Annotated in this window: 12 protein-coding genes and 1 other annotated feature; of the genes, 11 read left to right on the forward strand and 1 reads right to left on the reverse strand. The window is 35.1% G+C overall.

Annotation, left to right across the window (positions count from 1 at the left end; genetic code table 11):
• Positions 1-123 precede the first annotated feature (123 nt).
• Complete coding sequence (gene proC / locus BAU27_RS26670; protein ID WP_071772531.1) at positions 124-945, reverse strand: pyrroline-5-carboxylate reductase; 822 nt, start codon at positions 943-945, stop codon at positions 124-126.
• Between the two features lie 454 nt (positions 946-1,399).
• Positions 1,400-1,610: a binding site (T-box leader), on the forward strand.
• A gap of 145 nt (positions 1,611-1,755) precedes the next feature.
• Between proC and proB the strand changes: the two genes are divergently transcribed.
• The 11 genes from proB (at position 1,756) to mvaB (ending at position 13,515) form a co-directional block, all read left to right on the forward strand.
• On the forward strand, positions 1,756-2,859 hold the full coding sequence (gene proB, locus BAU27_RS26675) for a glutamate 5-kinase (RefSeq protein WP_071772532.1): 1,104 nt from the start codon (positions 1,756-1,758) through the stop codon (positions 2,857-2,859).
• A gap of 45 nt (positions 2,860-2,904) precedes the next feature.
• Complete coding sequence (locus BAU27_RS26680) at positions 2,905-4,152, forward strand: glutamate-5-semialdehyde dehydrogenase (protein ID WP_071772533.1); 1,248 nt, start codon at positions 2,905-2,907, stop codon at positions 4,150-4,152.
• Positions 4,153-4,639: 487 nt separating this feature from the next.
• Entirely contained in the window at positions 4,640-5,461 is an 822-nt protein-coding gene (locus BAU27_RS26685) for a metallophosphoesterase (protein ID WP_412676986.1), read from the forward strand.
• A gap of 212 nt (positions 5,462-5,673) precedes the next feature.
• Complete coding sequence (locus BAU27_RS26690; RefSeq protein WP_071745955.1) at positions 5,674-5,925, forward strand: hypothetical protein; 252 nt, start codon at positions 5,674-5,676, stop codon at positions 5,923-5,925.
• A gap of 184 nt (positions 5,926-6,109) precedes the next feature.
• The gene (locus BAU27_RS26695; RefSeq protein ID WP_071745956.1) at positions 6,110-6,835 is read left to right on the forward strand and encodes an ABC transporter ATP-binding protein; all 726 of its coding nucleotides are present in this window, start codon (positions 6,110-6,112) and stop codon (positions 6,833-6,835) included.
• The gene (locus tag BAU27_RS26700) at positions 6,832-7,851 is read left to right on the forward strand and encodes an ABC transporter permease (RefSeq protein WP_071772535.1); all 1,020 of its coding nucleotides are present in this window, start codon (positions 6,832-6,834) and stop codon (positions 7,849-7,851) included. Before BAU27_RS26695 ends, BAU27_RS26700 begins: the two co-directional genes overlap by 4 nt.
• A gap of 24 nt (positions 7,852-7,875) precedes the next feature.
• Positions 7,876-8,529, forward strand: a complete 654-nt coding sequence (locus tag BAU27_RS26705) for a TetR/AcrR family transcriptional regulator (RefSeq protein ID WP_071745958.1) — start codon at positions 7,876-7,878, stop codon at positions 8,527-8,529.
• Positions 8,530-9,841: 1,312 nt separating this feature from the next.
• Positions 9,842-10,987 (forward strand): acyl-CoA dehydrogenase, encoded by a 1,146-nt coding sequence (locus BAU27_RS26710; protein WP_071772536.1) that lies wholly within the window; start codon positions 9,842-9,844, stop codon positions 10,985-10,987.
• A gap of 15 nt (positions 10,988-11,002) precedes the next feature.
• The gene (locus tag BAU27_RS26715; protein WP_071772537.1) at positions 11,003-12,340 is read left to right on the forward strand and encodes an acetyl-CoA carboxylase biotin carboxylase subunit; all 1,338 of its coding nucleotides are present in this window, start codon (positions 11,003-11,005) and stop codon (positions 12,338-12,340) included.
• A 26-nt stretch (positions 12,341-12,366) separates the two neighbouring features.
• A complete protein-coding gene (locus BAU27_RS26720) occupies positions 12,367-12,582 on the forward strand; it encodes an acetyl-CoA carboxylase biotin carboxyl carrier protein subunit (RefSeq protein WP_001987345.1) in 216 nt (71 codons plus the stop codon).
• 21 nt (positions 12,583-12,603) lie between these two features.
• On the forward strand, positions 12,604-13,515 hold the full coding sequence (gene mvaB / locus BAU27_RS26725) for a hydroxymethylglutaryl-CoA lyase (RefSeq protein ID WP_071772538.1): 912 nt from the start codon (positions 12,604-12,606) through the stop codon (positions 13,513-13,515).
• Position 13,516: the final 1 nt, after the last annotated feature.

The following is a 13,516-nucleotide window of genomic DNA, read 5'->3' on the forward strand; positions in this document are numbered from 1 at the left end:
GGACAAATTCAAGAAAGTATGAATTCGTCCGTTTTATTTACTACTTATAATGAGGATTATCTAAACCAAATGTGAATATGGTATACAACTTAATTAAGGCATACGCAATTGGTAAATTTTATTTTAATTGTTTTTCGTTAGACTAGATAGTTCAACAGATTTTTGAGTACAACGCTTCATAGCTGAAATGATGGCTGTTCTTAAACCTTTTTCTTCTAATGTTGCTACAGCTTCTATAGTCGTTCCACCTGGAGAACAAACCATATCTTTCAATGCACCCGGATGTATTCCTGTCTCTAGTACCATTTTTGCAGAACCTAATACAGCCTGGGCTGCGAATTTATATGCTTGATCCCTTGGCATTCCTTCCAATACAGCAGCATCTGCCATGGCTTCTATAAACATATATACATAGGCTGGCGACGAACCACTTACAGAAGTTACTACATCCATTAATTTTTCATTTACTATCTCTGTTTGACCAAAACTATTAAAAATGTTTAATATATCTTCTAAATCTTTTTCTGTAACCAGTTCATTAGGGCATAATGCAGACATTCCTTCGCCAACAAGAGCTGGTGTATTAGGCATTACTCTTACAATCTTTAACTTTCTACCAAAAGCATCCTCAGTACTCATAATGCTTTTTCCAGCAGCGATAGTTACGATTATTACATCGCCATTTATTTGGTCTTTTATTTCGTTAATTACTGATAAGTATAAGTCTGACTTAATTGACAAAATTAAAATATCAGCATTTTTAGCTACTGCATTGTTTTCAGAAGTTATAGTTACGCCATATTTTTCGCTAGCATTTTTTAAATTAGTAACGTTTACGTCTGAACAAATTATTTTTTCTGCAGACACTATATTTTCGTTTATCATCCCGCCAATCATAGCCATCCCCATATTTCCGCATCCGATGAATCCAATTTTTTTGTCCATAATAACTCGATCTTGCTCCTTTTATAATCAATTTTATCGGTTTAAAAATATTATTCTGAAAAAGTTAAATAATATCCCATACAATATAAAGAAATATTTTAAGAGAGTGTAGTCCTTTTTGCAATACTAAAAATAAATAAACTTTATTTGAGACTATATAAGTACATGCAGTAAAATGTAATATTTTGTATTGTCTACACTTGATAACATCAAAGATCGTGTTTGATAATAGCAAAACATTCTATTATTCGTATAAGGAATTAGGAGAAGTTGTAGGATTTGTAACATAACTAGCTCTATGTTGATTAATAATCGATAAGGTATAGTTAAATCCACATTTTTAAGAAATGGTGATGTTCATAATTTTATACTAAAAACTTGTCGCTCTAATAATTTTTCAAAATATCTCTTGACACAAAAACAAACAATATCGCATAATATAAAAAAATTAGATCGAAAATCGTTGAAGGGAATTAGTACATATGTCTTCTTACGAAAGAGAGTGGAATTCACCGGCTGAAAGATTCCTCGTATAGAATGTATCGAACCTATCCCTGAGTCTTAAATGAAAGTTTAGGCGTACGCCTGCGTTATAGGCGCCAAGTGGATATCTATGTATATCAATTAAGGTGGTACCGCGGAACAATGACCGTTTCGTCCTTTTTATTTTATTAAGGGCGAAGCGGTCATTTTTATTTTGCTCTTTAATAGGCTAGGTGCAGCATTGGTGAGAATAGAAATCGCTGCAAGCTGTATGAATAGAAGTGTAATTTATAAAAAACTTTGATTTTAGACTTGGGGGATACAAAAGTGAAAAAACAACGAATTGTTGTAAAGATTGGGAGTAGCTCTCTAGCAGATAGTCATGGAGACATTTCTAAAGAACAACTTTCAGATCATGTTGCCGCATTGGCTCGATTGAAAGAGGAAGGGCATGAAGTTTTGTTAATTACATCTGGGGCCGTCGCTGCAGGTTTTTCTGCTCTAGGGTACCCTAACAGGCCAGTAACAATTAAAGGTAAACAGGCTGCTGCGGCTGTCGGGCAAAGTTTGTTAATGCAGGCATACACGGAGGAATTCCGTAAATATGATATTGTTACCGCGCAACTTTTACTAACAAGAAGTGATTTTTCAAGAAAAGAACAATACAGTAATGCTTATGCCACTTTAGGGGAGCTACTAAACCGTTCCGCTCTTCCCATAATTAATGAAAATGATTCTATTTCTTTAGAGGAGTTGACGTTTGGTGATAACGATATGCTGTCTGCTTTAGTAAGCGGACTTGTTTCGGCCGATATGCTCATGATTTTTACAGATGTGAACGGTTTATATGACCAGAATCCCCAGAATAATGCAGACGCGAAAAAATATTATTTCCTCCCTGAGGTTACGGAAGAAATCGCTTCTCTTGCTGGTGATGCTGGATCAAAACTGGGAACTGGCGGTATGAAATCGAAAATCGATGCTGCAAAAACAGCACTTTCTCTTGGTGTGAGTGTATTTATCGGATCAGGTCGTGGACATGAGAAGTTTTTAGATGTTTTGAAGGGGAAAGGTGATGGAACGTATATCGGTAATGCACCTCCAAAAGCGATTAAGATGAATAAGCAGTGGATTGCGTTACATTCACTTGTTAGCGGACAAATCGAAGTGGATGCTGGAGCAGCAGCTGCTATCATTCAGCATGGAAAGAGTCTTCTTCCTGCTGGTGTTACTAGTGTCTCCGGGTTCTTCCAAGCAGGAGAAGTTGTGGAGGTCGTAACGCAACAAGGGCGTGTAATAGGGAAAGGTCAATGCAGATATAGTGCAGAGGAAATAAAAGATCTAAAAGGTATGCAGAGCCAAGACATTCAAGTTCGAGGTGAAAGGCATAGCTATGAAGTCATCCATAGAGATAATTGGGTTTCATTTTAAGAATAGAGTAGACTCATCTGAATCTTAAAGAAGGAGGAAATGAAAATGAATGAAGTGTTGGCAAAGGGACAAATAGCGAAGAAGATTGCTAGAGAACTTGTACTAAAATCTACAGATCAAAAAAACGAAGCACTTATCGCGATTGCTGATCAATTGATATTAGAAACCGCATATATTTTAGAGGAGAGCAAACGGGATATTGAGGAAGGTAAGGAAAAAGGATTGTCTGCTTCTCTCCTTGATCGCCTTATGCTGAATGAGCAACGTATTATTGATATGACAGAAGGTATTAAGCAACTGATTGATTTGCGTGATCCTGTTGGAGAATGTGTAAGTGCATGGGAATTGGAAAATGGTTTGTCTATTCAGGAGATGCGCGTGCCACTAGGTGTTGTCGGGATGATTTACGAGGCGCGCCCAAACGTGACAGTGGATGCGGCCACGATTTGCTTAAAAACAGGAAATGCAGTGATCTTACGTGGTAGTTCTTCCGCTACGTATTCTAACAAAGCCATCGTGGCTGTTATTCACCGAGCACTTAAACAAACGAGCTTGCCTTCAGAATGCGTACAACTTATAGAAGATACGTCACGTGATAGTGCAAAGCAGCTGTTTACACTAAACGAGTACTTGGATGTTCTTATCCCAAGAGGTGGTAAACAGTTAATCGATACTGTAGTGAGAGAAGCATCTGTTCCGGTATTAGAAACTGGTGCAGGGAATTGTCACATTTTTATTGATGAAACTGCAGATAAACAAATGGCATTTGATATTATCATAAACGCCAAAACGCAGCGTCCATCTGTATGTAATGCAATTGAAACGATTATACTTCATGAAAATTGGGGGCATCGATTTGGTAACGAACTGTTTTCTTCGTTAAAGGAAAGAGGAGTAGAACTACGTGGAGATAATAAAGTATTAGCAATTGATGCTTCTATTGTACCGGCTATAGAAGCAGACTGGGGGACAGAATTTTTATCTCTCACGCTAGCAGTCAAAATAGTTTCCTCTGCTGAAGAAGCGATTAATCATATCAATACTTATGGATCCATGCATTCTGAAGCGATTATTACAGAGAGTGAAGAAAACGTTAGCAAGTTTTTCACATCCGTCGATGCTGCGGCACTCTACCATAATGCTTCGACACGCTTTACTGATGGTTTTGAATTCGGCTTCGGCGCAGAAATCGGCATCAGTACGCAAAAGCTACACGTAAGGGGACCAATGGGGCTTCCTGCATTGACTTCCACAAAATATATGATTCGTGGGAATGGACAGATTCGGAGATAATAAATATAAGGGAAGAGAAAAAAGCTAAATGCCTACTAAACTAACAAGACAGGTTGAGACTTTATCAAAATGCGTATGCTGAAGGTTTTTAAATTGATAACATTAAAATAGAAAGAGGACTGGAATACGGTCCTTTTTTGTTTTTTATCGAAGCGTCATGCTCGTGAAAATTTTTTAATAAAAGGGCATGTCTATAAGTTGAAATGGCCGATTCTTTTTCTATTAGGGTTACATTAGCGTTAATATTGAAAGTAAGTACAAATATATAACAGGAAGACATACGAAGCCATTCAAGGTTCCAATGTTATGGTGATCCGAACTCGATTTTTGTGTTATCGTTATGGAAAGCAGATTAATACAAGTTAAGGTAATAAAGTAGTAAGGAAATAGTTATGGATTTTGATGCTGAAAATAATTAGAGAAATAATTCTATATGTTAAATTAATGAAAACCTTTTAGGAGAAACTATGAAAAAAATATTAATAGAATCATATTGATTATTGGTACATTAGTGGGTATTAGTATATTTTTATATTTGCAGAACAATTTAATAAGTGTAAGTGAAATTAAAATAACATCTAGTAAAATCCCCTCCTCTTTTAAAGGCTTTAAAATCCTCCAGCTTTCAGACTTACATAATAAAATGTTTGGTGATAATCAAGACCTGTTCATTAAAAAAGTAAAAAGTATTCAACCGGACATTATTACTATAACGGGTGATTTAATAGATAGTAAATCATACGATGCAGAAGTTAGTTTGCAAGTAGTGCGAGAGCTTGTAAAGGAGTATCCGGTATATTTTGTTACAGGGAATCATGAAAAGTGGTCCGGGCAATATAACAGTTTAGAGAAAGAATTGAAGAAGCATCATGTCACTGTTTTAAGAAATGAACATATAAACATTCAAAAAGACGGACAGGAAATATATTTGTTAGGTATAGATGATCCTGAGTTTACTAGTGGAAATCATAATGAAGAATCTATAGTGAAAAATGAGATTGCTAAAGCGAAAAATGAAGTAAATCCAGATAGATATATGGTACTACTTTCTCATAGACCTGAATTTTTAAATGTGTATACTGAGGAAAAAATAGATTTAGTTTTATCTGGGCATGCCCATGGCGGACAAGTAAGACTACCATTTATAGGTGGGTTGGTTGCTCCTAATCAAGGTATATTACCTAAATATACAGCGGGTTTATATGAAAAACAAAATACATCAATGATAGTTAGTAGAGGATTAGGTAATAGTATCATTCCGCAAAGAATCTTTAATAGACCCGAGATTGTAGTCGTGCAGTTAAATTAATCTGTACGGCTTTTTTGTTCAGGGGAATAATTTAAAGCTAATTTTTCTTCAGTACAAGTTTCCATTACAATTTTGTTAAATTTTCTCCTCGCTACATAAAGTAACAAAATTTGACTCAATAAGTTTGTTATAGTTTAAATAATCAAAAAATTAAGAATGTCGAATTGAAATGGTCAATATTAGACGTAATTAAAATATAAAGGGGTGTACAAATGCATAAAGAATTTGAAATTGAGGAATATACGGCGATTGAGGAACAAATTCATTATTATTGTAAGTCTTTATTAGTAAGTCATCCTGAACAAATTGTAAAGTATTTAGAAAAAAGATTAGAAAAGTATGCAGAAACTTTACAGTATGCACATCTATATCCGGAAACAGTTATTTTGCCAATACAGCAAATAGTTATCGAATATTCATTAGATGTTGCTAGAATTAGAAAGTATTTAAATTTAAAAACATAAACAAAATCGAATGATTTACAATGAAACAGAGTCGACTTTCAGAAAAAGTATTCTAATGTCGACTCTGTTTCATTGTTTTAGTTATTAACAGAAAAAATATTTATTAGTAAAGTTTGACATATAATAACTCAAGAGTAAAATAAAAGTGAGTACTCACTCATTTTATAGAAAAGGGGGATTTAGAGTGCAACAATCTTCAATTATTTTACGAGATGTATCAAAAAGTTTTGGGAAAAAAGAAGTTTTGTATAACCTTTCATTGCAAGTAGAAAAGGCAGAAATTTTTGGATTGGTCGGACCTTCCGGATCAGGGAAAACAACACTCATTAAAATGATTGCAGGTATTAATGAATCAACTACAGGAGATGTAATTGTTTTTAATACAAACATGCCTAATTTAAATGGCATGAAAAGAATTGGTTATATGGCTCAGGCTGATGCATTATACGAAGAACTATCGGCATATGAAAATGCAGATTTTATTGCAACAATGTATGGATTAAAAGGTAAGCATAAGAAAGAGAGAATTGTAGAAGTTTTTGAACTTGTGCAATTATCCGAGCATATGAAAAAACCAGTACAGCAATTTTCAGGTGGAATGAAAAAACGTTTATCATTGGCGATAGCACTCCTTCATGAACCAGAAGTATTGATTTTAGATGAGCCAACAGTTGGGATAGATCCTCTTCTTCGAAAGTCGATTTGGGAGAAGTTTTATGATCTTAAAAAGAAAGGGACAACTATTATTGTAACAACGCACATTATGGATGAAGCAGAGTTTTGCGAACGTCTAGGGCTAATTAGAGAAGGGAAATTAGTTGCGATTGGTACACCTGAGGAATTAAAAAAACAAACATCATCTGGACGAATTGAAGATGTCTTTATGTTAGAAGGAGTGATTGAATCATGAGAGTTAATGGTGTAGTCATCCGAATCATCCGTCAATTTTTTCGAGATAAACGTTCTTTAGCAATGATGTTTGGGGCACCAATGTTATTACTTTGGTTATTGTCGCTAGTATTTACACAAAAAGACTATATACCGCATATCGCCGTAGTCGATGTACCTGCTCCTATAGTAAAAACGATGAAAAATCAAGAAGCCTCAATTTATGAATACGGCAAAGTGAAAGCAATTTCTGAGTTGGAAAAACAAAAGGTAGATGCAGTAATTTATTTAGAGGATGGGAAAATGAATCTTCTATTAGAAGGCAGTGATTCTGCAAAAAATCGTGCTGTACTCCAAGTGTTGCAAAAAAGTACAGAAAAGAATGATGTATCAGTTATGAAGCCTGAAGTGAATTACTTACATGGCTCTAAAGACATTACGATGTTTGATGGTCTTGGTCCCGTATTAATGGGTTTCTTTACATTTTTCTTTGTATTTATACTGTCGGGAGTTTCTTTTGTAAGAGAACGGTTAAGTGGTACATTAGAGAGATTATTGTCCACGCCGGTGAGAAGATGGGAAATAGTAGTAGGATATATTATTGGTTTTGGAATCTTTGCATTTATACAATCTATTATAATTGTAAGTTTTTCAGTTTATATTCTAGATTTATATGTAGCTGGCTCAATATGGCTAACGCTACTTATAACATGTATGCTTTCTTTAACTGCATTAACACTAGGCACATTTTTATCGGCATACGCAAATAATGAATTTCAAATGATTCAGTTTATACCGCTTGTAATTGTACCTCAAGTCTTCTTTTCTGGATTGTTTCCAATGGAATCCATGAATAAGTGGTTACAAATGTTAGGTAAATTATTTCCACTCACATATGGTGCTGACGCAATGAGGCAAGTAATGATTAGGAATCAAGGGTTTACAGAAATTGCTTTAGATCTTACTGTTTTACTTCTTTTTTCACTATTATTTGCAGTAGGAAATGTATTTGCTTTAAAGAAACATCGCAAAATATAATGAAGACAAAAAGGAGCATTATAAATGAAGAAGGATTGGCTGGAAGAATTAGTTGCCGCAACAAATACTGATAAACGTAATGAACGTCAAATGCGTATATTAGAGGCAGCTGTTGATATGTTTGGAGAAAAAGGATACGCCTCAACTTCAACGAGTGAAATTGCGAAGCGTGCGGGTGTAGCGGAAGGAACAATCTTCCGCTACTATAAAACGAAAAAAGATTTATTGTTTGCAGTTGTGATGCCGACCTTAACAAAGTTCGCTGCGCCATTTTTTATACAAGCTTTTGCCAAGGAAATATTTAAAACAAATTATGAATCGTATGAAGGTCTTTTAAGAGTAGTAATTCATAATAGGTTTGAATTTGCCAAAAAGCACTTTCCAATGATAAAAATACTAATTCAAGAAGTACCATTTCAGCCGGAACTAAAAAGTGAAATACAACAATTAGTAGAAACAGAACTGCTTTCACATTTTAAAAAGTTAATTGTAAAGTTTCAAGAAGAAGGGGAAATTATTGAAATGCCACCATCTTCCGTATTACGTCTTACTTTATCAGCTGTACTAGGATTTCTCTTAACGAGGTTTTTATTATTGCCTGAAGAGAAATGGGATGATGAAGTGGAAATCGAAAATACGATTCAATTTATATTATATGGACTAACGCCACGGAGGTAATGAAATAAATTATGTGAAATTCTCCGATTGCTTAAGTTGCATAAGGGAACGAATTGCTGTTGGGACCCGCTTATACACACCTACTGTTAATTTTTCTAGGAAATCTGAATTCAAACGCTGATATAACGATAACGGCTCTTTGGCCATCTGATCATGCTGGATTAGTGGTGAATCTATTTGTTTAATACAGACTTTCAATAAGAACTACAAAAGATACACGAAATTCAAAGCAATCGATATAAAATCGATTGCTTTTTTTCTATTTCAGAAGAGGAGCGTAACATAATATTGGCTAAGTTAAACGAGCTAAGACAAAAAAACATAACAATAGGTCACAGGATGAATTAACGTAAGAACTCGATGTGAATCGGAAAACGCTTTGGAGTGACCTGAAAAGTAGAGGACTTTATGGCCTTCCAAAACGAGATCATTGATAGTTTTCTAGCAGAAAAGCAGGAGTAAATATACGCACAGTTTATGAATTTAATTGGATTGATTTTTAGATAATAGTCGAATTGATAAAGGTAATGTTACACGACATGAAATAAAAACGAAAAAAATTGATTAAATTAAACGTTAAAATTATGGGATTAAGAAAAGAGATTGTCGAATTATATTATTCGGGAACATTTCTTTAAAAGTCATTTAACAATCGCACATTTTAAAACGTTAGAAATTAATTGAAATATGAATGCCATTTAAATATATAACTTGATTACAGATCTTTATTTATGGCACATAACAAAGTGAAGGATAAAAAATTAGGATGTAATGTTACTAACGTTAAAGGTAGTATTTGAAAATCATGAGAAGATCTTTTATTAGTTATTAATGCATACGCCGCTCTATTTATCAAATTGAAATGTATGTGCGCATATTTTCAGGTATTATAAAACACGGTTTAAAAATGGCATGAGCATTGGCTGAGGTATTTCATCAATATGCAGGGAAGAGAAAAACACTTAGCGGTTTGATTACTATTTTAAAATTGTAGGCAATTCGATTTGATAAAAAGTATTATTAAAAAACATATTTCGAAACATCCTCAGAAACGATAGTGATAATTTCTGATTCGGAAAAAGATAGAGATTATAAAACAAAAAAATACATATTTCGACACAAAACACCCTATGTTGTTGTAGAACAATGTAGGAATTTTTTTGTGCATTGGTACAGAATCTGTTTTAAAATTAAGTTATGACAGAATTGTAGCAATTGTCTAACTAATATTCGTGTCTTTTAAGAAGTAATGTTTGTAGTAGTAACTCGCACGCTGTCGAAACTCAATATTCGATAAGGGGTGTGTAGCGTAATGGAATTTACTCTAACTCGCGAAAAACAAATGATTAAAGAAATGGTACGTGACTTTGCTGAAAAGGAAATCGCACCGAAAGCTGTATATTATGACAAAACTGCGGAATTTCCATATGAAACATTTCAAAAAATGGGCGAACTAGGATTATTAGGCATCCCATTCCCAGAAGAGTATGGAGGTTCAGGTGGCGATACAGTATCGTACGCACTAGCAGTTGAAGAAATTGGTCGCGCTTGTGGTGGTACAGGCTTAAGCTACGCTGCAACAATTTCATTAGGTGCTTCTCCAATTTATTATTTCGGTACAGAAGAACAAAAACAAAAGTATTTAGTTCCAATGGCGTCAGGTAAAACATTAGGTGCTTTCGGATTAACAGAGCCGAACGCTGGATCTGATGCAGGGGGCACTCAAACGAAAGCTATTTTAGATGACGATGAGTATGTAATTAGTGGTGAGAAGTGCTGGATTACAAACGCAGAGTATGCAAATACAATTATTGTAACCGCTATCAATGGTGTTGAAGACAATGGTAGAAAACGTATTTCTGCATTTATCGTACCGACTACAAGTGAAGGATTAACGATCTCAAGTCCTTACGATAAGATGGGTGTCCGCGCTTCTAATACTTGTGAAATCGTACTTGATGGTGTACGTGTACCGAAAGAAAATATTCTTGGTGATGTTAATAAAGGATTTAAACAATTCTTATATACACTTGATGGAGGACGTATTTCAATTGCGGCATTAGCAGTAGGTATTGCACAATCTGCATTTGAACGTGCTCTGCAATATGCGAAAGAACGTCAACAATTTGGAAAAACGATTTCTAATTTCCAAGCGATTCAATTTAAATTAGCTGATATGGCGACTGAAGTGGAATTAGCGCGTAATTTAGTACATAAAGCAGCTTGGTTAAAAGATAATGATAAACCTTTCGGTAAAGAAGCGGCTATGGCAAAACTATTTGCATCTGAAGCAGCAAGTCGTATAGCGAATCATGCAGTACAAATTCATGGCGGTTATGGCTATATGCGTGAATATGAAGTTGAACGACATATTCGTGATGCAAAACTGTTAGAAATTGGTGAAGGAACTTCTGAAATTCAACGTCTCGTAATTGCTAGACATTTAGGATGTAGATAAAAAGGAGGAATCACTATGTTTCAAAAAATATTAATTGCCAATCGCGGGGAAATCGCAGTTCGCATTATGAAAACTTGTCAAAAACTTGGAATTCGTACCGTTGCTATTTATTCTGAGGCTGATGAAAATGCCCTTCATGTAAAAATGGCAAATGAAGCTTATCTAGTAGGGGGGCCACGAGTCCAAGAAAGCTATTTAAACCTTGAAAAAATTATTGAAATAGCTAAAAAAACAAATGTTGAAGCAATCCATCCGGGATACGGATTATTATCAGAGAATCCATCTTTTCCGATTCGTTGTAAAGAAGAAGGAATCGTATTTATTGGTCCTTCAGAAGAAATCATTACGAAGATGGGAAGTAAAATTGAGTCACGTATAGCAATGCAAGCAGCAGATGTACCAGTAGTTCCAGGCATTACTACAAATATTGATACTGCTGAAGAGGCAATTGAAATTGCAAAACAAATTGGTTATCCATTAATGCTTAAGGCATCCGCGGGCGGCGGAGGCATTGGAATGCAGTTGATGGAAACTGAGCAAACGCTCACCAAAGCATTTGAAAGTAACAAAACAAGAGCACAAAATTTCTTCGGTAATGGAGAAATGTATTTAGAGCGTTATATTGCAGACGCACATCATATTGAAATTCAGCTTTTAGCAGATACACATGGTAACACAGTGTACTTATGGGAACGTGAATGTTCAGTACAGCGCCGAAATCAAAAAGTAATCGAAGAAGCACCTTCACCATTTTTAGATGAAGGTACACGAAAAGCAATGGGAGAAGTGGCTGTACAAGCTGCTAAAGCTCTCGGATATACAAATGCAGGTACAGTTGAGTTTCTTGTAGATGATCAGAAAAATTTCTATTTCTTAGAAATGAATACGAGATTACAAGTAGAGCATCCAGTTACGGAAGAAATTACGGGGTTAGATCTTGTAGAACAACAACTTCTTATCGCAAGTGGTGAGAAACTATCATTTACTCAGGATGATGTAAAACGTAGTGGTCATGCCATTGAAGCACGTATTTATGCAGAAGATCCGAAAACATTCTTCCCTTCACCTGGGAAAATAACAGATTTAACATTACCATCAAATGTACGTATTGATCACTTTTTAGAGAATCATGTAACAATTACACCGTTTTATGATCCAATGATTGCGAAAGTCATTGCTCATGGTGAAACTCGTGAAGAGGCAATTTCAAAATTAGAAAATGCTCTAGAAGAGTTAAAAATTGAAGGTATTAAAACAAATACACCGATGCTACTGCAAGTGCTCGGAGACGATGTGTTTAAAAGTGGTATTTATACAACGGGTTTCGTAACGAAACAACTTGTTAAAAAATAAGATTTATGAATATTAAGGGGGAAAAAATGATGACGAAAGTATATGCATCGATGGCAGGAAATGTTTGGAAGATAGTTGTAGGAGTAGGAGATACAGTAGAGGAAGAGCAGGATGTCGTCATTTTGGAATCTATGAAAATGGAAATTCCAATCATTTCAGAAGAAGCTGGCACAGTTATGAAAATTAATGTGCAAGAAGGCGATTTTGTAAATGAAGGAGATGTATTACTAGAAATTGAATAGGGAGATATAGGGGGAAGCGAATTGAAACTACCTAATTTTGCTGTCATTAAAGAAGTAGGGCCACGTGATGGCTTACAGAATGAAAAAAAGATTGTTGGCACAAAAGATAAAGTAAAATGGATTCAACTACTTACAGAAGCCGGATTGTCGTACGTTGAAGTTTCCTCATTCGTTCACCCAAAATGGGTTCCTGCTTTAGCGGATGCAAATGATGTATTTTCTGAGCTGAAAAGGGATCCAAATGTTACATATGCTGCGCTTGTTCCAAATCAAAATGGTTTGGAACGAGCTTTTTTGCAAAATGTAGATGAGGTGAATGTTTTTTTATCAGCGAGTGAATCTCATAATAAAAGTAATATTAATAAATCAATTAAAGAAGCATTAACTGTCATTGAAGATATAACAAAACAGGCAACATTCGAAGGGAAAAAGGTTAGGGGTTATGTTTCTACTGTATTTGGATGTCCTTATGAAGGAGATATAAGTGTCACAGCAGTTGACGAAATATGTAATCAACTATTTTCATACGGCATTTATGAAGTTTCTCTCGGTGACACGATTGGTGTAGCGAATCCATTACAAGTAGAACAAGTATTAGAACATCTATTAAAGAAGTATGATGCTTCACAGTTTGCGATGCATTTTCATAATACGTATGGAATGGCACTGGCAAATGTAGTTAAGTCTTTAGAACATGGTATTACAACGTTTGATAGTTCTTGTGGTGGACTTGGGGGATGTCCTTATGCACCTGGAGCATCGGGTAATGTTGCTACTGATGACTTAGTACATATGCTCCATAAGCTCGGGGTCCAAACTAATATTGATGAAGAAAAGTTATTGAGGGCTAGTCAGTTTATTCAAAGTAAGTTAAATATCCAATTACCGAGTCATGTGTATAGAGCGCTTCAACATAAAACGATAAGTAGGTGAG

Source organism: Bacillus sp. NH11B (assembly GCF_001884205.1).
Classification (GTDB): domain Bacteria; phylum Bacillota; class Bacilli; order Bacillales; family Bacillaceae_G; genus Bacillus_A; species Bacillus_A proteolyticus.